Source organism: Candidatus Methanoplasma cognatum, assembly GCA_009777615.1.
GTDB lineage: Archaea > Thermoplasmatota > Thermoplasmata > Methanomassiliicoccales > Methanomethylophilaceae > Methanoplasma > Methanoplasma cognatum.
Genome location: WRLM01000001.1, coordinates 257,992 through 279,981, shown reverse-complemented (window position 1 = coordinate 279,981; position 21,990 = coordinate 257,992). Strand labels below are relative to the sequence as shown.

Genomic DNA, 21,990 nt, shown 5'->3' with positions numbered 1-21,990 from the left:
CTTCACACTCCCGCCTTGTCGAACAACGCGTCTATCTCTGCGATTATCTGCTTGTTCCTGAATCCTCTCTGCTCCATGGCCGCCGCCGGGCAGGACGCCACGCATGAGCCGCATCCTTTGCAGAGGCCGGGGTTCACGTTGCTTCTGAGCGATCCGTCGTCCCCGCATACGATGGTTATTGCGTTATAGTCGCAGCAGCCCACGCACACGCCGCATCCGTCGCACAGGTCCGAGTTGGACACGGCGACTATGCCTTCAGAGATCAGTTTGTCCTTGGATATGGTGGTGAGCATCCTCGCCGCCGCGCCCGAGCCCTGGGCGATGCACTCGTCCATGAACTTCGGCCAGTGTGCGGAACCGGCGACATACACTCCTTCGGTGGCGAAGTCCACCGGCCTGAGTTTCTGGTGCGCCTCGAAGAAGAACCCGTCCTTGCTGATCGGGATCTTCACCATCTTTGCGAGCTCTTCCTTCTCTTCGCGGAGGGGCGCCAATCCGGCTGCGAGAACCAGCGTGTCCACCGGTATCTCCACATCCCTTCCGAGTATCGAGTCGTGGGCTTTCACCGTCTTTCCGTCAAAGTCCGGCAGCGCGTCGTCGGCGCAGTACCTCAGGAACTTGACGCCGAGACTGGACGCCTTGTTGTAGAGCTCCTCGCGGAACCCGTATGTTCTGATATCTTTGTGAATTATCGCGACATTCGCCGTGGGGTCCTTCATCTTTATCTGGATGGCGTTGCGCAGGGCTCCGGCGCAGCACACACGTGAACAATATTTCACGGCGCTGTTCCTTGATCCCACACACTGCACGAAGGCTACGTCCTTTCCGCTGAACTTGTCGCTCGCCAGAGCGTTCTCGACCTCCAGGGTCGTCATGACCTTCTTGTCCGAGCCGTATTTGTACTCTGTAGGTTTGTACTGAGCGGCTCCTGTCGCGAACAGCACCGCGCCGACGGGTATCTCCTTACCTCCGTTCAGGATGACTTTGAAGTTACCTACGAAGCCGGGGATGTCGACGACTGTCGCTCCTTTGTACACAGTGATCTTCTTGTTGCTCTCGATCTTCCCTACCAGCTCTTTTATGAATGCGGCAACGTCCTTGCCGTCCTCTTTGTGGCGGAAGTTGAGCGCGAACCCTCCGAGCTCTTTCTCCTTTTCGATAAGGTGCACGGGTATTCCCTGTGCGGCTATGTCGAGGGCCGCCGTCATTCCGGTTATGCCGCCGCCGATGACCGCCGCCGACCTGGTGACCTCTATCTCGGAACCGACCAGCGGCTCTAGGAGCGCGACCTTAGCGATCGCCATTCTTAAAAGGTCCTTCGATTTCACGGTGGCGGCCTCCGCCGCGTGCATGTGGATCCACGAGCACTGGTCGCGGATGTTCGCCATGTTGAACAGGTATTTGTTCAGTCCGCCGTCCCTGCAAGCCTCTCTGAAGAGCGGTTCGTGAGTTCTGGGGGTGCATGATGCGACCACAACCCTGTTGAGGTCCATCTCTTTGATGGCGGTGGATATCTCTTCCAGGCAGTCCTGGGCGCAGGCGTACTGCGACTGCTTCGAGAGAACCACGTTGGGAAGCGTCTTTGCATATTCCGCTACTGCCGGGACGTCTACCACGGATCCTATGTTAATGCCGCAGTGGCATACCCATACTCCGATGCGGGGCTCTTTGCCTTCGACATCCTTCTCGGCGGGATACTCTTTCGGTGCGCGGGGTATGAACTTGTCGTCCACTATGTAAGCGCCGGCCTTTGCCGCCGATCCGCTCGCCTCGGCCACCGAGGTGGGGATGTCCTTGGGTGCGGCGAACGCGCCCGTCACGAACACTCCCTCTCTCGTGGTCTCGAGGGGGTTGAACACCGATGTTTTGCAGAAGCCGTACTCGTTGAGATCTATACCGAGGATCTTTGCGAGGTCGACCGCGCCGTCCGGCGGGTTGAGTCCGATGGAAAGCACGACCATGTCATACTCTTCCGACGCGCCGTCGCCTTTGGGGTCAGTGTAGCTGACCGTGAGCTTCTTTGTCTCCGGGTCCTCGTCAACATTCGAAACGCGGGCGGATCTGTGCATCCCTATCCCGTACTCCTTCTGAGCCCTCTCGATATATGCCTCGAACTCCTTGCCGTAGGACCTTATGTCCATGAAGAATATGTCCTCTTGGACGTCGAGGTGCTCTTTTGTGATTATGGCCTCCTTTGTGGCGTACATGCAGCACACCGACGAACAGTACTTCTTCCAGCCGGACTTCTCAGACCTTGAACCGCAGCACTGTATGAATGCGATCTTCTTGGGCTCCTCGCCAGACGACGGGACCGTTATGTGTCCCCTTGCCGGGCCGGACGCGCACATTATCCTCTCAAACTCAAGGGCGGTGACCACGTTCTTGAACCTGCCGTAGCCATATTCCGTCGCGAGAGCGGCGTCCCATACCTTCAGTCCGGGCGCGGCTATGATGGAGCCGACCTCGATCTGGAGCTCTTCGTCCTTGTCCTCGTAGTTTATCGCTTTCTTTTGACATGTTTTTGCGCACACGCCGCACTTGCCGTTCTGTATCATCCTGCAGTTGGCCGCGTCTATGATGGCGACCCTCGGCACCGCCTGCGCATGGGGTATGTATATGGCCCTTCTGGTGGTCAGACCGTACTCGAACTCGTCGGGTATCCCTTTGGACGGACATTTTCCGAGACAGTCGCCGCATGCGGTACAAGACGAAGGATCGACATATCTCGCCTTCTTCTTGAGAGTGACCTTGAAATCCCCTGCTTTGCCGTCCACTTTCATCACTTCGTGGAATGTCAGGGTGGTTATGTTCGGGTGTCCGATACAGTCCGCCATTTTTGGCGAGAGGATACATGCCGAACAGTCGTTCGTCGGGAACGTCTTGTCAAGACGGGACATCGTACCGCCTATCGTGGGGAGTTTTTCCACAAGATAAACGTGTATGTCCCTGTCCGCAAGATCCAACGACGCCTGTATACCAGCGATGCCTCCGCCGATAACTAATGCTGATTTTGTCAAATCCTTGCCTCCGTTATGCCAATTGGTAATTGGAACAGGTTGGTGTATAATCTTTTGTCTTAAAGCACTTACTACGTAATATTTTAAATACTGTAAATCGTTTTTTGATGACGTTTCTTTTCTCTATCAAAAATTCTTAATACAATTTTGAGATTAGCTTTTTTTTAGAATACCCAGATATGATTTTGACTTAAGTAAATTGATATTTCATTAAACGGTAATTCTACCTTATAAATAGTAGTAGTTATGCATAAGAAAAATAAATTCGTATGTAGAAACAAAAACCATCCCGTGCTTACACCAAGAAGTATTAAAAAGAGAAATTTTATTAACCCTATCATGGACTTCGGAGACACCGCTTTTCGTCTGGGTATAATTATCGTGTTGGTTGTAGTAATAGCCATGGTCGTTCTTCTCCAAGGCTACATGGGGGCAAAATACAACCTCCAGGATAAGATAACGGGGAAATCGAGAAAGAAATCTACAATTTTTTTGGATGAAACGGAAAGCGATAAAAAATGCGAGATCTGCTACGGAAAGATCGACGAGGACCCGATCGCCAAATGCTCCTGCGGCAGGGTCTTCCACGACGCGTGCGCAAGACCGACGGGTTCCTGCCCTTACTGCGGTGCCTCCTACGAGAAGATGGAGGTTCGGGAGCCGGAAAGGTTCAGATGCCCCCGCTGCGGAAAGTTCCTGAAGGGCAACATCTGCTCATGCGGTGCGGTGATACCGAGGAAGGACGAAACCTTCGTGTGCAGATGCGGCAATACGGTGGATGTGAACAAACCTGTCTGTAAAAAATGCGGTGCCGTTTACGAAATGGCGTTCATGCCTGTCCTTAGAGAAAAAGAGGACGAAGAGTGACACAGGGAGTTCCTGATGGTCGTTAAAAGCAAAAGCGGAAGAAAGAGATACGTGGCATTCAGCGTATCGGAGGATATGACGAAGGACACCATGATCAGAGGATTAAGATCCATCAGCCAGACCGATCCGCCTTATGTCATACAATGCGTCTCTGGAAAAGCTGTACTCAGGTGCTCTCCGGAAAAAAAGGAAGAAACGGTCCGAATGATGTCGCGGATCGACCCCTCGTCATCCTCCCTTCTGACGTCCGGGACCCTCCGCGGGATCAGACGCAGATATCCCGAACTGAAGACCGCAAAAAAGCGTTAATCCTTAACGCGCGTTCATAAAGCAATAAATAGTGGGGTGCGATAGAGGTTTGAAGAAAGGAGAAATTGATAAATGCAACCAGGACAAATGGCGTATGACAGGGGGATCACGGTATTCTCCCCTGACGGAAGATTGTTCCAGGTGGAGTATGCCCGCGAGGCGGTAAAGAAAGGCACGACCACGATCGGACTGAAATTCAAAAATGGGATCATACTCATGGTGGACAAGAGGCTGTCCAGCAGGCTCGTGGAACCGGATTCGATAGAAAAGATCTATGACATTGACGATTACATCGGGTGCGCCACATCCGGTCTCGTGGCCGATGCCAGGGTCCTCATCGACGAGGCCAGGAGGAACGCGCAGAGGCACAAGGTCACCTATGGAGAGAACATTGCGGTGGAACTCCTTGTCAAGAACGTCTGCGACTACAAACAGAACTACACCCAATACGGCGGAGGCCGCCCCTTCGGAGTGGCCCTGCTGGTGGCCGGCGTCGACGACCTCGGCATACACCTGTTCGAGACCGACCCTTCGGGAGCCCTTGTCGCATACAAGGCGACCAGCATCGGTTCCGGAAGGCCGGTGGTTATGGACCTCTTCGAGAAGGAGTTCGAGGACGGAATGACATTCGAAGCCGCCGCCAAGCTCGGGCTGAAGGCCCTCGGCGCGGCGATCGAGGACACTCTTTCAGCCGGATCCGTTGAGATCGGGGTGGTGGAGAGAGGAAAGAAATTCAGGAGACTTGCCGAATCAGAGATCGTAAAACTGATCGGCAAGGGCTGAGCGGCGGTCCCATGGTCAATCTGGACGACGCCATAATCGCAAGACTGGAAAGTCACGGGGAGACCTTTGAGATACTTTTAGACCCGGCTGTGATGACCTTCATCAAACAGGGGAAGAAGGTCGATCTCGTCGACTACCTGGCAGTAGAGGACGTTTTCAAGAACTCCGGGAAGGGTACCAGGCCCGCCGAGGGAAAGGTCAAAGAGGTATTCGGCACCGACGACATATCGGAGATAGCAAAGAAGATCGTCGAGAAGGGCGAGGTCCAGATGACCGCAGAACAGCGGAAGGAGATGCTGGAGGCGAAAAGGAACCAAGTGATCAGCTACATCGCCGCCAACGCCATAAACCCTCAGACCAAACTTCCGCACCCGTACGTAAGGATAGAGCTTGCCTTGGAAGAGGCGAAGTTCCACGTTGACCCGTTCAGGCCTTTGGATAAAGAGATAGACGAAGCGATGAAACTCCTCCGCCCGCTCCTCCCGATACGTTTCGAGAAGAGTAAGATCGCCATCAAACTGAAAGGCGACGATTACGGAAGATGTTTCGACGATATGGTACATTACGGGATCATCGAGAGAGAGGAATGGACGGCCGACGGCTCGTGGATAGGGCTTATGGAGCTGCCCGCCGGCATGGTGCCGGAACTGACGGAGAAACTAAAGCACAAGACAAAGGGATCTGCGTCGATAAAACTTATTTAACATTCAAGAGAAGTGATAAAATGGAAAGAAGAAACGCCAGACCCGCACGGGAGATTGTGGTTCCGGGAGACCTGCTGGACGACAGCGGGATGGATGCCGGAAGCAATGCCTATATGCGTGACGGCAAAGTATACGCCGGAGTCTTAGGCGTTAAAAATGTGTATCATGACACCGTCGGCGTCATCCCTCTAGGGGGGCGCTACATGCCCAGCACTGGGGAGACGGTCATAGGTGTTATCGAGGACATAGGTCCTTCGAACTGGCTTGTGGATATAAACGCCCCCTACCCGGCGCCGCTTCACGTGAACGAGGTCCCGTGGAAAGTGGAGTTCGGGGACACGTCGAAGTACCTCAACGTGGGGAACGTCGTTCTGCTGAAAATTCTGATGGTGGACGAGAGCAGGAAGATACAGGTCACCATGAAGGATTCCGGGCTCAGGAGGATCGAGGGAGGTCAGCTCATAGAGATGCCCCATTCGAAGGTCTCCAGGGTCATCGGGAAGAGCGGTTCCATGATACAGATGCTGAAGAACCTCACCGACTGCCGCATATTCGTGGGGCAGAACGGGAGGATCTGGATAGACGGCGATGAGAATACAGAGATTGCGGTGGAGGCCATAAGGATGATAGAAAGAGAGGCCCAGAGCAGCAACCTCACGGAAAGGGTGGAGAAATTTATTAAAAGCAAACTCCCGAAGGAAGATGACGGGGAGGAATATTGATGAGCGGACAAACCGATATGGTATTAGTTGATAAAAAAGGCATGAGGATCGACGGAAGGAAAGCCGACGAACACAGGCCCGTACATATTGAAGCGGGGGTGCTCAGCAACGCTGACGGCTCCGCATACTTGGAGATTGGAAAGAACAAAGTGCTGGCCGCGGTGTATGGGCCGAGGGAGTGCCACCCCAGGCACCTTCAGGACCCTACAAAAGCGATAATCCAGTGCAAATACAACATGCAGGCGTTCTCGGTCAGCGACAGGAAGAGACCCGGCCCGGACAGGAGATCGATAGAGATCTCGAAGATAATCGCCGAGGCTTTGGAGAAAGTGGTCCTCACCGAACTCTACCCCCGCGCATCCATAGACGTTTACATCGAGATACTGCAGGCAAATGCGGGGACGAGATGCGCCGGTCTTACGGCCGCCTCCGTAGCGCTCGCCGACGCCGGCATACCTATGCGCGACATAGTTCCGGCGGTCGCCGCCGGTAAGGCCGACGGGCATGTCCTTCTCGACCTTAACAAAGAAGAGGACAACTTCGGGGAGGCCGATGTTCCGATGGCTATCGTTCCGTCGACGGACGAGATAGTCCTCCTTCAGATGGACGGGAACATGACCCGGAAGGAGTTCGATAAAGCCTTGGACCTGGCTTTCGGCGCTTGCCACGAGATATACGAAATACAGAAGGCCGCTCTGAAAAAGCGCTACGCCCTGTCAAAGGAGGATGAGGAAGATGAGTGAGCACGTTATCTCCGAGATAAAGAAGAACCACATAACGAACCTCCTGAAAGAGGGCAGGAGAGAGGACGGCAGAGGCGTTGACGATATAAGAGAAATAATCACGGACGTCGGCTGCATAGAAAGCGCGGACGGCTCCGCCAGGGTCAAACTGGGAAAGACCGAGGTCATCGCGGGAGTGAAGATCATACCCGGGACCCCGTTCCCCGACACTCCCGACAGCGGGGTCCTGACGATGGGCGCCGAGCTAATCCCCATGGCGCACCCCTCCTTCGAGTCCGGTCCGCCCGGCGAGGACGCGATCGAACTGGCGAGGGTGGTGGACCGCGGCATCCGCGAGTCCAAGATGATAGACGTCAAGCAGCTGTGCATGGTCCCCGGAGAGGAAGTATGGATGTGCTTCGTCGACATATATGCGCTGGACTACGACGGCAACCTCTTCGACGCTTCCAATATCGCGGCGGTGCTCGCCCTGAAATCGGCGGTCATTCCGGGGGAGCAGTACGGGAAAGGAGAGAACAAACCTCTGCCGGTCACCTGCACCCCCATATCGGTCACGTCGGTCAAAATAGGAAATGATTTAATACTTGACCCAAATTTCGACGAAGAGATGATCTCGTCCGCCCGCCTGACCGTCACAACCGACGACAAGGGGAACTTCAGGGCCATGCAGAAAGGAGGAAGGGGTTCGATCACACGCGACGAACTCAACCTGTGTCTGGACCGGGCCGTGGAGAAGGGCAAGGCCATCAGAAAGATCATCGGGTGATACAATGGCAAAAAGAACAAGAAAAGCGGGTACGGCCGGAAGGTTCGGCGCCAGATACGGCGTGGTCGTCCGCAACAGGGTCAAGAACATCGAGGCCCACCAGAAAGCAAAGCACGAGTGCCCCGTCTGCCACCACATGTCCGTGAAAAGAGTGAGCTCCGGGATCTGGGAATGCAGACACTGCGACACGAAATTCGCGGCGGAGGCATACAGCCCCAAAACGAAAAAAGACCTGTCTCAGGTACCGGAATGATATAAATGTACAGATGCGCTAAGTGCAACGAACCCATCAGGAACGTGAACGCCCTTGGGCTCCAGTGCGAGAAATGCGGATCGAAGATCTTCTTCAAGGAAAGACCGAACGTGAAGAAGGTCCTGAAGTCCGACTGATATGTTCGCCGCTGAGATCAGGATAATATCGGACGACGCGCCGGACATCATATCCGCGCTGGGCCCGGAAGCGGGGAGGGAACTCCCCCGCACCAGGTCCTGCGTGCGGTGCGAGGAGGGCGCGGGCGTGGTCGAGATAACCGCCGCCGACGCTTCGGCGATGAGGGCGGCGCTGAACGCATACCTGGAATGCATAAAGATAACCGAAGACATAGGCAGAATAACAAGGTGAACAGATGAACAATATCAGCCCGCAGTTACAGAACCAGATAGTCCAGTTCCAGCAGACGCAGCAGCAGCTGCAGACGGTATCCGCCCAGAAACTGCAGATGGAGGCTCAGCGCAAGGAGATGATGAGGACGTCGGAGGAGCTCTCTAAGGCCACTGGCGACGTCTACAAGAGCTCCGGCTCGCTCCTGATCAAAGTGGACGACAAAGAAAGGATCAAAGCCGACATCGAAGAATCGATCGAGACCCTTGACATAAGGATCAAAGGCCTCGAGCGCCAGGAAAAGACGCTCCGCGAGAGATACGAGTCCCTCCAGGAAACGATCAACAAGGCTATAGGACAAGAGTAAAACTTTTCCAAACCCATTCCCAAACCATCCTTGATGTAAAGTTTTATTAACATATAGTAAAGTATACTTTACATGAAAAAGCAACTCCTCTTAATCTACTCCTGGGCCGCCGCAGTAGAGATGGCCGCCCTCATGTTCTTCTTTCTTTTTGCGATGCCGTTGATAACCGTATTGTTCATGGGGGCCATCACTGCCGTGGCGGCTGCCTTCGGGTTAGCGTTAGGTTATCACATAAGACATAAGGGGGGATACCCTGTAAAGGAGGACGAGATGTCCCGCGACATTCAATACAAATCCGCCTATTATGCATTCGCGGTCACTTTGCCTCAGATTATCGCCGCATGGTTCCTGATCGAGATCGTCGAAAGAGACACGGATATAGACGTGGCGGGGTTTGCGAAAATGCTGATGCAACTGGTCACCGCATTATTGCTGATGACATACTCTATATCCTTCCTAATCCTTAACAGGAGAATGCAGAAAGATGGATAACAGCATCAGGGTCATGCGGGCAATGATGAACATCACCCAAGAAGAATTGGCGGAGGCTCTTGACGTGTCCCGGCAGACGGTGATCGCCATAGAGAACGGAAAGTACGACCCTTCTCTGAAACTTGCCTTTAAAATATCAAACTTTTTCGGAAAGAGCATAGAGGAGATATTCAGCGAAAAGGAGGAATAAAGTTGGAATCACTTATCGTAAAGGACGTGAAAAAAGCATACGGGGAGTTCGAGGCGGTAAAAGGCGTCAGTTTCTCAGTGGAAGAAGGAGAGGTATTCGGCCTGATCGGCCCGAACGGTTCCGGCAAGACCACGACCCTCCGCATGATATCCACGCTTCTCAGACTGACATCGGGGAGCATCAAAGTGTGCGGCCATGATGTTACGGAAAGGCCGGACGACGTCAGGGAGGTCATAAGCTACCTTCCTGAGGACGCAGGAGCGTACAAAACGCTCACCGGGAGGGCATACCTAAGATTCATGGCCGGTTTCTTCGCCGACGGCGAAGATTTCGAGAGAATGGTCGATGAAGGGATAAAGCTCGCCGACCTCGGAGACAGGATAGATTCAAAGGTAGATACCTACAGCAAAGGCATGGCGAGAAGGCTCCTGATAGCGAGAGCGGTCATGCCCTCCCCCAAGATAGCGATAATGGACGAGGTCACGTCCGGCCTTGACGTCATCAACGCATTTGAGATAAGGGAGATCATCAGGGGCATCGCTAAGAAAGGGGTGACGGTTCTGCTCTCATCGCACAATATGTTCGAAGTGGACATGCTCTGCGACCGGATCGCAATGATCAACGAAGGAAATCTCGTTCTGACAGGGACCCCGGCGGAGCTTAAGGAAAAGTATAACGCCGCCAACCTGGAAGAAGTGTTCGTTAAGGCGGTGAAAGGATGAATCACCTCTTGAATCTCACGAAGAAAGAGCTCAAGGAGCTTCTGACGCCGGGGGCAATAGTGTCCGTTCTGGTAATGGTTTTCATATTCATGGGGGTCGGAACGATGATCAGCAGCGAAACAGAAAGCTTATCCACCCCGTCTAAGATCGGCATCATAAATGATGATGAGGGGGGATACTGGTCTGAGTTCGCCATCGATTCTATGCCTGACTTCTACATATATCAGTATGAAACCACCCATGAAGAAGCATTGGAATACATCATCATGCTTGACAGCCCATACGGGGACTTCGAGCAGATAAATAAAGAGATGGCTGAAAAAGGGTTGGTCACCGTCTTCATGATCCCAAGTGATTTCACTGAAAAGATAAACAGCAAAGAGCGGACAAAGATCGACCAGTACTATGTTTTCAGGAACGAAGGGGTCTTCGGGACCACATCTTCCCTTGTGTCGTCAATGCTGATCCCTTGGATATCCAGCAGCATCTCGTATGAGCTGGTCTCGGATATTACGGATCCGAGTACGCCTGCGGAATTCCTTCTTAGCCCCGTCCTTGCAAGCTCACCGCAGACATACATCAACGGACAGATCCACGAAGGCGTGACTCCCACAGATATCGCCACAACGATCATGAGCCAGACCATGATGGTGCCGATAGTGATCATGATGATCATCATGGTCATAGGAGGCATGGTCATATCTTCGATGGGAAGCGAAAAGGAGAACAAGACGCTTGAGACGCTCCTTACGATGCCCATGAAGCGTACCACCATCGTAAGTGGCAAACTGCTTGCCGCGGCGATTGTAGGGCTCGTTTACGGCATGGCCTACATGGTGGGAATGTCATTCTATGTCGGAGGGGTCACAAGTCCCATGGGAGGGGTGAACCTTCAGGATTACGGCCTCAGCCTTGGGATAACAGAGTGGGCGATAATGGCGGTCATGATATTCCTGGCCATATTCTGTGCCCTAGGCATCTGTATGATCCTTGGCGCTTTCACAAAGAACTACAAGGCATCGCAGACGATGATCCTGCCGATCATGGTCCTTGCCATGATACCTATGTTCGTCACTATGTTCACCACCTGGGGGAGCCTGCCTACTGTAGTGCAGGGGATCATATTCGCGATACCGTTCTCACATCCGATGATGGCAATGAACAATCTCATGTTCGGAGACATGACCATAATCCTGGCCGGCCTGATATATCTGCTTGCGTTCACTTTGGTAGTGGTATTCATCACAGTCAAGTTGTACAAGTCAGACATCCTGCTGACAGGTCTGGGTGCGACAAAGGCCGCAAAGATGACAAAGAAGTTCGTGTATAAAGGTAGAAAATGATCAAAGAAACAGCGGAGCTGCTGAAAGCAGAGAACAAAGTGATCCTTGTCCACGGGAATGCGGACATGGATGCGATCGGATCGGCCTTCGCGCTCTCCGTCTGTTTCCCTAGAGGAGACATATTCGCCCCCGAAGGCGTAGACAGAGTGGCCGGCCTGGTTTCCGAGAAGCTGGGGATCAGGGTCCTCGACGAATGCGACATCGGCGCGTACGATCTGGTGGTCGTCGTGGACACCTCCTCCCCCGAACAGCTCGGATCTGCGGCCCTGTCGATACCCGAAGGCAGTGTGGTGATCGACCATCATATGCCCACCGGCAAATGGGAAGGGATGCACTTCCTCTGCGACAGCACAAGGGTGTCTTGCTGCGAGATCATCAAGGATATCATCGATTCCACCGGGTCCGAGGTCCCCAGTGAAGCGGCCAAGGCCCTGCTGGGAGGGATGCTGACGGACAGCGGCCACTTCCAATATGCCAACCCCGGAATGATGAGATCCTTTGCGGATCTGCTCCAAAGCAGCGGCACGCACATGGACGAGGTGTTCAACCTCACCAGAGCGCAGATGACAATGTCCGAAAGGATAGCCGTCATGAAAGCTATCGGAAGAGTAAAGTTCGATGTCATCGGAGATATGATCGTTTCGGTCTCGTACGGAGGGAGCTTTGAAGCCTCGTCCTGCAGAGCGCTCATGATGGCTGGCGCGGACGTTGTCTTCGTCGGGTCTCAGAGGGATGAGGAGTTCAGAATAAGCGCCAGAGCGACCCAGGATATCGTCAGAAAGGGGATCCATCTGGGCAACATCATCAACGGGATAGGCGGGGAGACGCAGACCGACGGAGGAGGCCACGGAGGCGCCGCCGGAATATCCGGAACAGGGGATGTGGAGGCCATGCTCCACATATGCATGCAGAGGACCATGGACGAGTTCAGAACGATCAAAAGGGCTCAGCAGAGCGAGATCATCTGAGCTTTTCCATCCCGCCGAATATCTGCCTCATAGCGGAATAGTTATCCGGGTGCTTCCCGAAGTATTCCCTGACAGGACCCAGCACCTTTATTAGAGATTCAGCGGCGCCGTTCTTAAGATCGAGGGGGAAGAGGGAGCCCGAGTAATATAATCCGGCCATTTCCTCATATGAGGAGAAGGATACGTCGCCGCCGAACTTTTCCGGCCTCGATATGTCCATCCTTCCGAGGCGGGGGAAGATGACGTACTTGCAAAGCATCATGACAGGGTTCTCGCCTTCCTTCTCTTTCTCAGGGGGGCAGAACGCCTTTTTCATTTTGCTCCTTATCGCTTCATCCTCATCGTGGATGTTTATGCTGCTGCCGGGATCGCTCTTGGACATCTTGAAAGCGGCCGGATCCATCCTGTCCCCGCCTTTCAGCCCGGGAAGGAGCGGAGTGTGAAGTGCGACTGGCTTCTTCCACCCGAGCTTCTCCGCCGCATCCCTGGCAAGCATGTGTGCTCTTCTCTGATCTATTCCCGCATAGGCAAGATCTATGTCCATGCAGAAAATATCGGTCGCCTGCAGAATCGGATAGATGAGCTTAGAGAAATCCACCTCGGCCTCGTCCTCGGATCTGCCCATGATGGTCATCGCCCTCTTCACTCTGGACAGGGTTGTCGCTTTTGCGACCTTTATCACCTTTTCCCAGTATGCTATGTCGCTGAGTATCTCGCTCGCGTAGACGAATCTTACTCCGTTGTCGGGCACTCCGAGTGCCTTGAAGCAATCCTCCATGTATCTGGCACATGTCCTTATGTTATCGAGGTCGCCTCCCAGTTTGTCGTTGATGTAAGCGTGCCAGTCCGCCCAGAAAACTATGACGTCGAACCCCGCTTCCGCAAGGTCCTTGATCTTGGACGTGACCAAAGCCCATCCCAGATGGACAAGGCCGGAAGGCTCGAACCCGATATATGCTCTTGGCATCTCTTTCTTTGAGAGGAGCTCCTTCAGCTCCTCCTCTGTAACGATCTCCTCAGCATTCCTGGTTACCATAGCCAATCTCTGTCCGACGTCCATTCGAATCGAGCCTTTATCATCGGGGTTTTATAAAAAGGTCACTCGGTGGTAGAATTAAAAACCGACACCGCATTTCGCCCATATGCATGAGAGACTGAGGGCCAGCGTGATGCGCAGTCAGGTTATCGACATGAACGGATATCCGTACATGGTCCACCCTGTCACAGACGGCGTGCCTCTGATGGACCCTGCCGTGCTTGACGAGATCATCGAGTGGATGGTCTCTGCCTGCGGCTTCGATTGCGACCGCATCGCCGCGCCTGAATCTATGGGGATACCTCTCGCCGTCCCCTTGTCCCTCAGACTGAGGATACCCTACACAGTGATCAGAAAACGATCGTACGGCATCGAAGGGGAGATCAAAGTCCCATACAAGACCGGATATTCTGACCGGGAAATGTACATCAACGGTCTCAGGAAAGGCGACAGGGTCATTATCGTTGACGATATACTCAGCACCGGCGGAACGTTATCGGCGGTCGTCGGCGCTCTGAGGGAGAACGGGATATCGGTTATCGATATACTGGTGGTATTCAACAAAAGTTCCGAAATAGAAGAGCTAGGCGAACGTTTAGGCGTGGATATCAAAAGAATGCTGGACATCACGGTGGAGGACGGAGCCGTCAGGATACGGGACCGTTAGTATAACTGTAATTCGGGGTTTTAAGTCTGAGGGGGCCGGTCCTTCGTTCGTGGGTCCGGAACTGATATTATTAGTAATGGGGGCATGCCTTGCCGGCGCCGCGATAGGGACATTCACCGGATTGGTCCCGGGGATACATGTCAATACTCTGGCCTCAATAATGCTTGTGTCCTATCCGGCGATCAGCTCATTCATATCGTCTTTTGCGGACCCTTCGTATGTCCCGATCATCGTATCATCCTGCATAATGTCCGCCTCGGTGGTGCATTCGTTCGTCGATTATGTTCCGGCGGTCTTCATCGGCGCGCCGGATCCAGACGAGGTGCTTACGACCTTGCCCGGACACAGGCTGCTGATGCAGGGGCACGGTATGCGCGCGGTCCGCGCCGCAGCCATAGGAAGCGCCGTCGGCGCAGCGGCTGCAGTACTGCTTGCCATCCCCGTCCAATACCTTATGCTGCACGGACTGGCGGGATGGCTCGACGTATTTACTGTGTCTTTCCTCCTCTTTACGCTTTCGGCTATGATCCTGAAGGAACGCAGCATCACGAACAAGATCTGGGCGGCTGTGCTCGTGGCTGTCTCCGGAATGCTGGGGCTGATCTGTATGGACCTGCCGATACCTTCAACGGGAATCGCGGGAGAAGGGACGCTTCTGTTCCCGCTGCTCACCGGGCTGTTCGGAATGCCTGTGCTGCTGAGCTCGTTCAAAAATGCCTCCGTCCCGAAACAGCATGACGACGGCGTCCAGCCGGTGGACCACGTGCCGGGGATCAAAGGGGTGCTCATGGGCTCCATCGCGGGTTGGTATCCCGGCATCACCGCGACCGCCGGCGCGTCGCTCTCTTCCGTATTTCTGCCGGAGGATGAACCGGAGAGGTTCATCTCTGTCGTCGCGTCCATAGGCACGGTGACGTCGATCTTCTCCCTTGTCACGTTATCGGTATCGGGAAGCGGAAGGTCGGGGACCGTGCTTGTGATCAGAGAGATGATCGGGGACAGCGTATCGGGATTCTGTTCACCGGAGTTCCTCCTGCTGCTGCTCAGTACGGCGGCCGCATCGTTCCTTGGCTATCATATCACAACAAAAGCGGGAAAGGTCATGAGCGGCATGGCCAACAGGATCGATACCTTGGCCCTTAACAAAGCCGTCGTCGGCTTCATCGTTCTGCTTGTGCTGCTGCTCACGGGGCCGTTCGGCCTGCTGATACTGATCATATCACTACTTGTCGGGATGATCCCTCTGGATATGGATGTGGGCAGGATCCCTTTGACGGGATGCCTTATGCTCCCTGTCGTCATACACAATCTTTTCGGACAGCTGTTTTGAGCGCAATCATGCCGACAACAGTGGTTTATACCTGTACCAGCTCTCATGAGCATGCCTGATGCCGTCTAGAGAAGGAGGGGCACCGCATTGATGCTTGCGGTGATCGCTTTCGTTTCGTTGATGGACGGTTTGGATGCCAGCATCGTGAATGTCGCCTTGCCGGCGATGGCTGCGGACTTCGGTACGGACACCGGGACCATTGCCTGGGTGGCCGTGATATACTTCGTCATGCTGGCCGGACTCCTGATCGCATTTGCGAGGGTCGCAAAGAACGGTCTGATCAAAAGGGTTCTTCTGGCGGGCCTTATCCTGTTCACGGCAAGCTCACTGTTCTGCGGCGTGTCGAACAGTTTCGAAATGCTGATGATCTTCAGAGCGGCGCAGGGGATCGGCGCGGCGATGATGGGTGCCGCGGTGCCGATGGCATGCGTGAAGTACCTCCCCGCGTCGAATCTCGGACTGGGAATGGGCATTATCACTCTAGGGGCCTCGATAGGTTTCGCCCTGGGGCCGGCGGTGGGCGGAATGATAACCGGTCTGATCTCCTGGCACTGGATATTCCTGATAAATGTGCCGCTTGGGCTGATCATCGTACCGCTTCTTCTGACCGCCGTCCCGGCGGACGAGGGGCATGGCGGCAGGAGCCTCGACGTCACCGGCGCCGCCCTGCTCTTTTCTGCGATAATATGCGGCGTAGCGGCGGTCGAGCGCGCCCCTTACTCCGAAAGCGCCACCTTGGTCGCTTTGGCCGCCGCCGGATGCACGGTGTCCCTCGCGGCCTTCATTATAGTCGAGCTCAGGAAGGAGGACCCGCTGCTGAACCTTCGCATATTCAAACATTGGAAGTTCGATTCCGTGCTTGTGGCATACATGCAGTCCAACCTCGTTTACATGGGCCTGCTGTACCTGCTGCCGTTCTACATGAGCGTTTGCATGGGCTTCTCTTTCTCCACGATCGGCCTCTATATCCTCATCTCTCCTCTGCTGACACTGCTTCTGTGCATTCCGATAGCAAGGTGGTCTGACCGTACGGAGCGGAGGGCATTTGCTGTCGCGTCGTGCTTTGCCATGATGGTCGGATGCCTGATCATGGTGTTTTTCGCCGCCGGATCCATGGTCCTGCCTCTGGCGGCGACCCTCTTCTGCATGGGGCTCATGTGGGCGCTGGGCGGCGGGCCGATGGCGAGCCGCATCATCGAGAATGTGAAGAACGAGAGCCGGGAGATGGGCTCTTCGATCATGACGGAATTCATTTATCTCGGCGGCACCCTCGGAACCGCGCTCTTCGCCATGCTTTTCACCGTCGGGTCCGGGTCCGGGAACGTTAGTTTCTCGGACCTTTCGCCGGATGTCTTCCTTGACGGTTTCGTGTTCGCGGCGATAGCCGGCGCAGTGCTGGCCGCGATCACGGTGATCCTTTCATTGGCCGTCAAAGAACCCAGAAGGTCCTGAATCGGCAATTTCAGCTCTCTTTCCTTGACACGGCCCTCGCCATGAACTTCGAGTTGTTTACGACGAACCTCTCGTGTCTTCCTGATCCCACTTCTCCCGCCGAATCCCAGACCTTGACGTCGAAGACCATCCTCGATCTGTCCGTCTCGACAAGCTCCACTCTGCAGAATATCTCCGAGCCCGCGATCGACGGTGCGGAGTGTTTGATGTCCAAGTAGGTCCCCACCGTACTCTCTCCCTCCTTAAGCGAGGGCATGAGGCACTCTGACGCCGTCCTTTCGATCAGGAGGATCATTGCTGGCGTTGCGAATACGGAGAGCGTCCCGCTCCCCATGTTCAAGGCCGTGTTCTCTTCCGTGACCTTCATCATTCCCTCTCTGACCATTCCTTCGGAAACCATGCCGCTCCATCCCCTCGGAGGTATTAATCACTTGGGAGTTTCCATACCGAGGTATATTATTAATGGAGATTGATTCGGGCTTCATGGGGCTAGAAAACGATCTCTATTCCGAGCTTGTGGAACTCAGAGATCATATCAGAGAGGACCGTACGCACTCCACCGGGAGGGCGCCGACCGTATGCACCGACGAAGCACTCAGAGAGATGGCACAAAGGGTGCCTACGAAAGCGGATGATTTTGCGGCTATCCCGGGCGTCGGCCAGAGATTCGTCGAATTGTACGGCGATGAGTTCCTTTCGGTGACCAAGAAATATGCTGTGACCGCCGCGAGAGGGTCCAATATGGACAGGGATGTCGCCCAGACATTGCGCGAGCTGCAGAAGAAGCTTGTCAACATCAGCAGGAACAACCGTCTCCTCTATATGGGGAAGATCTACAGGAAGACCGCCTTCGACCTTACGACAGTGCGCGATCTGGATCTGATGGGGCTGTTGTTCGGAAGGAAAAAATCCCTGAAGCTGTGCGACTCGACAAAAAGCGCCGAGGATCTGCGTATCTTCAAGAGCCTCAACGAACTGATAAGAGAGGTCAGCAGGGATATGAGGGACAAAGGTCTCTACGACCTGTACATAGGATATCCATTCGTCGAAGGGAGACTTCCCGGAGAGGATTTCGACATCCGCGCCCCGCTCGCTCTGTTCCCCGTCATACTGGATAAGGACTCAAAGAGCGTCTCTGTAAGGCTTGACGACTCAAGAGATGTCATCTATAACAATTCCCTTCTGCTGGCGTTCATAAAATTCAGCGGAAAGAACCGTCCTCTCCCCAACAACGTGGTGGAGGACTACAGCGGCGAGACCTTCATCAGCAACCTTATCGCATTCTACGAAGAACAGGGATTCCCCATCAAGATATCATACGGGCAGCCCGCTCCTTTCGTCGATTACAGGGTGGGAGAATTCCCCAAATACATGCCCGGCGAACTGCACATGGTGCACAATGTGATCATGGGAAAGTTCCCGTCATATTCAAGCTATATCCAGAGGGACTTCGACGAACTCCTGGCCGGCAGGGAGATCAACGCCGTGCTGTCGGACCTGATCAAGGATCTGAACAAAGGCGACTTCTATTCAGACATGCCGAGTCCCCTTTCGCTTCCCGCGCTGAGGGAGAAGGGGCTTGAGGCCTCCGAGAAGGACATAACGTACATCAACACGCTGAACAGCGCCCAGGAGAACGTCATCACCGCCGTGAACAAAGAAGATGAGCTGGTCGTACACGGTCCCCCCGGGACCGGCAAATCCCAGGTCATAACGGGCCTGATAACATCGGCGGTGAATAACGGGAAGACCGTTCTCATGGTGTCCGAGAAGAAAACGGCGCTGGACGTCGTCTACTCCAGACTCGGGACCTTATCCAAATACTGCCTCATGATCGACGACGTCGGTAACAAGGAGGCTTTCTATCAGCAGCTGGCGAACATGCTGGAGACCGTGCCGCCCAGGACCGGCTCCGACCTCGCGGCGCTTTCCGACAGCATAGATCGGGATGTGGGAGTGCTTTCGGCCATAGCGGATACGATGTACAGCCCCGGAAGCTTCGGCATAGAGCCGTATAAACTCTATTCGATGGAAAGGTGGCTCGACCTCGAAGACAAGATCGATTATGAGAAATACAAGATGATCAAAGCGGCGGTGTCCGTGAAACTGCTGGACATAAAATACAATGACATTAAGGAATTGAACAGGAAGTTCGGCGACACCGTTCTGATGACGAATTTCGACGAGTACTGCAAATGCGTCGACAAGACCCCGTGGTTCACTCAGATGAAGCCGGACCTTTCTGAGTACAACATAGGGGAGATGAAAGCCGACCTGATGGACATCGAGCGCCAGATGGTGGAATGGAGAAGCAAAGGGTTCATGTCGAGAATGTTCTCCAAAGGCAAGGTGAACAGGGAAGCGACCGCCATGCTCGGCAAATACTTCAACTCGTACAACGAGAGGACGGTCCAGACAGTGCTCGACGATCCGACCGGGATAATAAACGCACTGAACGATTATGATCTGTACTCCTCCCGCGCTACGGTCTACGACAGACTGAACGAGCGCGAGCGCATCTACGGAAGGGACATAATAACTCTCTCAAAAGAATCGGGCTGGTCGTTCGCCGAAAGCAACAGCATGATCCTCAAATACATACTGAATTACCACCTGCAGAAATTCGACGCCGACCACAAGGCCCTCCTTCAGGATATACAGGATTTCGACAGCATAGTGGCGGACATGGACCGCAAGATCGGCGAGAAGAAGAAACTCACAAAGGACCGCGTTGAGGAGATAGTGCAGGAACACCTCCGCTTCATCACGGAATCCAAACGCCGCGGGGACATAGTCAGGATAATAGAGAACAAACGCAAGTGGAGCCTGAACAAGTTCATCAGCCGCTACAGCTACGAGCTTTTCAAAGGGGTGAAGATATGGTTGCTTACTCCAGAGGTGGTGTCGGACATAATGCCTCTCGAAATGGGGCTGTTCGACCTTGTGATATTCGATGAGGCATCTCAGATGTACGTGGAGAAGGGGATACCCTCGATCTACCGCGCAAAGAAGGTTGTGATCGCCGGAGACCACAAGCAGCTCCGCCCCTCCAACCTCGGCGCCGGGCGCATTGAATACGGCAGCGACGAGGATTACGAAGGAGAAGAGGATGAGGTCTCGGCCGTCCTTGAGGAAGAGAGCCTTCTGGACCTCGCAAGGACCCGCTACGACAACATCCTGCTGAATTTCCATTACCGCTCGAAATATGAGGAGCTGATCGCTTTCTCCAACTACGCATTCTACGGCGGCAAGCTCTACGTCTCGCCCAACTCGGTCCAGCCGGAAAAGCCCCCGATAGAGGTCCACAAGGTCAGCGGAGAGTGGGCAAAGAAAGCCAACGTCAAAGAGGCCAGAGTGATAGTGGAACTCCTCAAGGAATTCTTCAAAACAAGGAAAGAGAACGAGAGCATCGGGATAATATCATTCAACGTTTCACAGAGGGACCTGATCAACGACCTTATCGATGACGAGTCCGCAAGGGACCCGGAGTTCGGGAAGGCCGTGAACCAGGAGATGATAAGGTTCGACAACGGAGAGGACGTGGGTCTTTTCGTGAAGAACATCGAGAGCGTCCAAGGGGACGAACGCGATGTCATCATCTTCTCGATCGGATACGCAAAGGACAAGGACGGCAAGCTCATGCAGAGGTTCGGATGGCTCAACAACAAAGGAGGAGAGAACCGTCTGAACGTGGCCATCAGCCGTGCGAAGAAGAAGATCCACATCGTCTCGTCCTTCGATCCCGAGGAACTGCAGGTAGAGACCGCGAAGAACGACGGCCCCCGGATACTGAAGAAATATCTGCAGTACGCGGAGGCGGTTAGCAACGGCCAGAAAGAGCTGGCCGCAAGCATTCTGGAATCCTTCGGCGACAACAGGTGGAGGTCCGCGCCGCCGGTACCCGGAGAATCGCCGATCACCGAGAAGGTCTACAACGCGCTTGTCAGGAAAGGGTACAGCGTGGAGAAGGACGTCGGCATCGGAGGGTACCAGATCGATCTTGCGATCAAACAGGACAACAAGTACATCCTCGGCATAGAGTGCGACAGCCACATCTACGAGATGTCCGACTCTACGAGAGAAAGGGACTACCACCGGCAAAAGTATCTTGAATCAAGAGGCTGGCACATCCACAGGATATGGACCCCCGGAATGTGGAAGGACCCTCAGAAGGAGATCAACAACATAGTCAAGGCGATCGAACGCACATCCAAGTGATCATCTTCCGGACAGCTCGGCCTTCTTTACGGTGAGGGTCCCGCTGCCCCTCTTCCACTCCTTCTCATACTCTATGATGGTGAGAGTTTTACTGTGCATAGGGGAGTCCAGCGTCATCGACTCATATTCTCCGCCTTCGCCGGTCACGCTTATGCCGTATCTGTCCCTGAGGAGTCTGAGATCCTCCGCAGCATCCCTGTCGAGTTCCCTGCCCAGCCAGCTTTCGTCAAGACCTTCCGCATAACATCCCACTATGACCGCCCTGATCCCCGCTCCCAGGATCTCGTTGAGGATCATGTCCTGATCCTTCCTCCAAAGAGGGGATATGACCTTTAACCCGAGGTCCCCGCAGACCCTGTTCATCCTGTCCCATTGATAATCGGACCAGACCGCCCCTGTTACGACCCCTTCGATGTCAAGACCGGAAAGTGCTTCCCGGAGACCGAGCATGTCCGCTTCCTCGGAACCGGATGTCTCCGCCGTTACAAGCTCTATTCCGAGGGATTCGGCCATGAGCGGCACCGTGTCTATGTTAGGAACATGGAATATCCACGACCCTCCGGCTTTCGGCACTATGGTCACGAGATACGGAACCTCATGTCCCATCTGCTGTGCCAGATATAGTGCGAAAGTAGAATCCTTTCCTCCTGAGTACAGAGCGGCGAGGCGCATGCTGACAGCAACGAACACCAG

Annotated in this window: 24 protein-coding genes; 20 read left to right on the top strand and 4 right to left on the bottom strand. The window is 54.3% G+C overall.

Annotated features, from left to right (window positions below; translation table 11 throughout):
• Positions 1–2: 2 nt before the first annotated feature.
• Positions 3–3,017 (bottom strand): CoB--CoM heterodisulfide reductase iron-sulfur subunit A family protein, encoded by a 3,015-nt coding sequence (locus FWG96_01325; protein MCL2031905.1) that lies wholly within the window; start codon positions 3,015–3,017, stop codon positions 3–5.
• A 339-nt stretch (positions 3,018–3,356) separates the two neighbouring features.
• On the opposite strand from FWG96_01325, the gene FWG96_01320 reads away from it, so the two are divergent.
• The 16 genes from FWG96_01320 (at position 3,357) to FWG96_01245 (ending at position 12,594) form a co-directional block, all read left to right on the top strand.
• Positions 3,357–3,884, top strand: a complete 528-nt coding sequence (locus tag FWG96_01320) for a hypothetical protein (GenBank protein ID MCL2031904.1) — start codon at positions 3,357–3,359, stop codon at positions 3,882–3,884.
• A gap of 15 nt (positions 3,885–3,899) precedes the next feature.
• Entirely contained in the window at positions 3,900–4,193 is a 294-nt protein-coding gene (locus FWG96_01315; GenBank protein ID MCL2031903.1) for a hypothetical protein, read from the top strand.
• Positions 4,194–4,280: 87 nt separating this feature from the next.
• Positions 4,281–4,976 (top strand): archaeal proteasome endopeptidase complex subunit alpha, encoded by a 696-nt coding sequence (gene psmA, locus FWG96_01310; protein MCL2031902.1) that lies wholly within the window; start codon positions 4,281–4,283, stop codon positions 4,974–4,976.
• 11 nt (positions 4,977–4,987) lie between these two features.
• Positions 4,988–5,680 (top strand): ribosome assembly factor SBDS, encoded by a 693-nt coding sequence (locus FWG96_01305; protein ID MCL2031901.1) that lies wholly within the window; start codon positions 4,988–4,990, stop codon positions 5,678–5,680.
• Positions 5,681–5,700: 20 nt separating this feature from the next.
• Positions 5,701–6,402, top strand: a complete 702-nt coding sequence (gene rrp4 / locus FWG96_01300) for an exosome complex RNA-binding protein Rrp4 (GenBank protein ID MCL2031900.1) — start codon at positions 5,701–5,703, stop codon at positions 6,400–6,402.
• A complete protein-coding gene (gene rrp41, locus FWG96_01295; GenBank protein ID MCL2031899.1) occupies positions 6,402–7,145 on the top strand; it encodes an exosome complex exonuclease Rrp41 in 744 nt (247 codons plus the stop codon). The genes rrp4 and rrp41 overlap by 1 nt, the downstream gene beginning before the upstream one ends.
• Positions 7,129–7,911, top strand: coding sequence for an exosome complex protein Rrp42 (rrp42, locus tag FWG96_01290; GenBank protein ID MCL2031898.1), 783 nt, complete (start codon positions 7,129–7,131; stop codon positions 7,909–7,911). The genes rrp41 and rrp42 overlap by 17 nt, the downstream gene beginning before the upstream one ends.
• Positions 7,912–7,915: 4 nt before the next feature.
• Complete coding sequence (locus tag FWG96_01285; protein MCL2031897.1) at positions 7,916–8,164, top strand: 50S ribosomal protein L37ae; 249 nt, start codon at positions 7,916–7,918, stop codon at positions 8,162–8,164.
• 5 nt (positions 8,165–8,169) lie between these two features.
• Complete coding sequence (locus tag FWG96_01280) at positions 8,170–8,301, top strand: DNA-directed RNA polymerase subunit P (GenBank protein MCL2031896.1); 132 nt, start codon at positions 8,170–8,172, stop codon at positions 8,299–8,301.
• Between the two features lies 1 nt (position 8,302).
• Complete coding sequence (locus FWG96_01275; GenBank protein ID MCL2031895.1) at positions 8,303–8,533, top strand: hypothetical protein; 231 nt, start codon at positions 8,303–8,305, stop codon at positions 8,531–8,533.
• A 4-nt stretch (positions 8,534–8,537) separates the two neighbouring features.
• Positions 8,538–8,879, top strand: coding sequence for a prefoldin subunit beta (locus FWG96_01270; protein ID MCL2031894.1), 342 nt, complete (start codon positions 8,538–8,540; stop codon positions 8,877–8,879).
• 72 nt (positions 8,880–8,951) lie between these two features.
• The gene (locus FWG96_01265; protein ID MCL2031893.1) at positions 8,952–9,371 is read left to right on the top strand and encodes a hypothetical protein; all 420 of its coding nucleotides are present in this window, start codon (positions 8,952–8,954) and stop codon (positions 9,369–9,371) included.
• A complete protein-coding gene (locus tag FWG96_01260; GenBank protein ID MCL2031892.1) occupies positions 9,364–9,561 on the top strand; it encodes a helix-turn-helix transcriptional regulator in 198 nt (65 codons plus the stop codon). Before FWG96_01265 ends, FWG96_01260 begins: the two co-directional genes overlap by 8 nt.
• Before the next feature lie 2 nt (positions 9,562–9,563).
• Positions 9,564–10,283 (top strand): ABC transporter ATP-binding protein, encoded by a 720-nt coding sequence (locus FWG96_01255; GenBank protein ID MCL2031891.1) that lies wholly within the window; start codon positions 9,564–9,566, stop codon positions 10,281–10,283.
• Entirely contained in the window at positions 10,280–11,626 is a 1,347-nt protein-coding gene (locus FWG96_01250; protein MCL2031890.1) for an ABC transporter permease, read from the top strand. Before FWG96_01255 ends, FWG96_01250 begins: the two co-directional genes overlap by 4 nt.
• Positions 11,623–12,594 carry a DHH family phosphoesterase gene (locus FWG96_01245; protein MCL2031889.1) on the top strand — a complete coding sequence of 324 codons (972 nt, stop codon included), beginning with the start codon at positions 11,623–11,625 and terminating at the stop codon, positions 12,592–12,594. The genes FWG96_01250 and FWG96_01245 overlap by 4 nt, the downstream gene beginning before the upstream one ends.
• Here the strand turns inward: FWG96_01245 and FWG96_01240 are convergent.
• A complete protein-coding gene (locus FWG96_01240; protein ID MCL2031888.1) occupies positions 12,587–13,654 on the bottom strand; it encodes a tyrosine--tRNA ligase in 1,068 nt (355 codons plus the stop codon). The two genes, FWG96_01245 and FWG96_01240, sit on opposite strands and share 8 nt — an antisense overlap.
• Before the next feature lie 82 nt (positions 13,655–13,736).
• Here FWG96_01240 and hpt point away from each other — a divergent pair, with 82 nt between their 5' ends.
• From hpt to FWG96_01225, 3 genes are all read left to right on the top strand, one after another.
• Positions 13,737–14,297, top strand: coding sequence for a hypoxanthine/guanine phosphoribosyltransferase (gene hpt, locus FWG96_01235; protein ID MCL2031887.1), 561 nt, complete (start codon positions 13,737–13,739; stop codon positions 14,295–14,297).
• 49 nt (positions 14,298–14,346) lie between these two features.
• Entirely contained in the window at positions 14,347–15,627 is a 1,281-nt protein-coding gene (locus FWG96_01230) for a tripartite tricarboxylate transporter permease (protein MCL2031886.1), read from the top strand.
• A 90-nt stretch (positions 15,628–15,717) separates the two neighbouring features.
• On the top strand, positions 15,718–17,079 hold the full coding sequence (locus FWG96_01225; GenBank protein ID MCL2031885.1) for an MFS transporter: 1,362 nt from the start codon (positions 15,718–15,720) through the stop codon (positions 17,077–17,079).
• Positions 17,080–17,089: 10 nt separating this feature from the next.
• On the opposite strand, the gene FWG96_01220 is transcribed toward FWG96_01225, so the two are convergent.
• Positions 17,090–17,479, bottom strand: a complete 390-nt coding sequence (locus tag FWG96_01220; GenBank protein MCL2031884.1) for a thioesterase family protein — start codon at positions 17,477–17,479, stop codon at positions 17,090–17,092.
• Between the two features lie 62 nt (positions 17,480–17,541).
• Here FWG96_01220 and FWG96_01215 point away from each other — a divergent pair, with 62 nt between their 5' ends.
• Positions 17,542–21,297 (top strand): AAA domain-containing protein, encoded by a 3,756-nt coding sequence (locus FWG96_01215; protein ID MCL2031883.1) that lies wholly within the window; start codon positions 17,542–17,544, stop codon positions 21,295–21,297.
• Here the strand turns inward: FWG96_01215 and FWG96_01210 are convergent, their stop codons facing one another.
• A complete protein-coding gene (locus FWG96_01210) occupies positions 21,298–21,969 on the bottom strand; it encodes a diphthine--ammonia ligase (protein ID MCL2031882.1) in 672 nt (223 codons plus the stop codon).
• Between the last annotated feature and the right edge of the window lie 21 nt (positions 21,970–21,990).

Coding starts and splice junctions, on each gene's coding strand:
- FWG96_01320 (MCL2031904.1), top strand. CDS start 3,357: ATGGACTTCGGAGACACCGCTTTTCGTCTGGGTATAATTATCGTGTTG.
- FWG96_01315 (MCL2031903.1), top strand. CDS start 3,900: ATGGTCGTTAAAAGCAAAAGCGGAAGAAAGAGATACGTGGCATTCAGC.
- psmA (MCL2031902.1), top strand. CDS start 4,281: ATGGCGTATGACAGGGGGATCACGGTATTCTCCCCTGACGGAAGATTG.
- FWG96_01305 (MCL2031901.1), top strand. CDS start 4,988: ATGGTCAATCTGGACGACGCCATAATCGCAAGACTGGAAAGTCACGGG.
- rrp4 (MCL2031900.1), top strand. CDS start 5,701: ATGGAAAGAAGAAACGCCAGACCCGCACGGGAGATTGTGGTTCCGGGA.
- rrp41 (MCL2031899.1), top strand. CDS start 6,402: ATGAGCGGACAAACCGATATGGTATTAGTTGATAAAAAAGGCATGAGG.
- rrp42 (MCL2031898.1), top strand. CDS start 7,129: ATGAGGAAGATGAGTGAGCACGTTATCTCCGAGATAAAGAAGAACCAC.
- FWG96_01285 (MCL2031897.1), top strand. CDS start 7,916: ATGGCAAAAAGAACAAGAAAAGCGGGTACGGCCGGAAGGTTCGGCGCC.
- FWG96_01280 (MCL2031896.1), top strand. CDS start 8,170: ATGTACAGATGCGCTAAGTGCAACGAACCCATCAGGAACGTGAACGCC.
- FWG96_01275 (MCL2031895.1), top strand. CDS start 8,303: ATGTTCGCCGCTGAGATCAGGATAATATCGGACGACGCGCCGGACATC.
- FWG96_01270 (MCL2031894.1), top strand. CDS start 8,538: ATGAACAATATCAGCCCGCAGTTACAGAACCAGATAGTCCAGTTCCAG.
- FWG96_01265 (MCL2031893.1), top strand. CDS start 8,952: ATGAAAAAGCAACTCCTCTTAATCTACTCCTGGGCCGCCGCAGTAGAG.
- FWG96_01260 (MCL2031892.1), top strand. CDS start 9,364: ATGGATAACAGCATCAGGGTCATGCGGGCAATGATGAACATCACCCAA.
- FWG96_01250 (MCL2031890.1), top strand. CDS start 10,280: ATGAATCACCTCTTGAATCTCACGAAGAAAGAGCTCAAGGAGCTTCTG.
- FWG96_01245 (MCL2031889.1), top strand. CDS start 11,623: ATGATCAAAGAAACAGCGGAGCTGCTGAAAGCAGAGAACAAAGTGATC.
- FWG96_01240 (MCL2031888.1), bottom strand. CDS start 13,654: ATGGACGTCGGACAGAGATTGGCTATGGTAACCAGGAATGCTGAGGAG.
- hpt (MCL2031887.1), top strand. CDS start 13,737: ATGCATGAGAGACTGAGGGCCAGCGTGATGCGCAGTCAGGTTATCGAC.
- FWG96_01225 (MCL2031885.1), top strand. CDS start 15,718: ATGCTTGCGGTGATCGCTTTCGTTTCGTTGATGGACGGTTTGGATGCC.
- FWG96_01220 (MCL2031884.1), bottom strand. CDS start 17,479: ATGGTTTCCGAAGGAATGGTCAGAGAGGGAATGATGAAGGTCACGGAA.
- FWG96_01215 (MCL2031883.1), top strand. CDS start 17,542: ATGGAGATTGATTCGGGCTTCATGGGGCTAGAAAACGATCTCTATTCC.
- FWG96_01210 (MCL2031882.1), bottom strand. CDS start 21,969: ATGCGCCTCGCCGCTCTGTACTCAGGAGGAAAGGATTCTACTTTCGCA.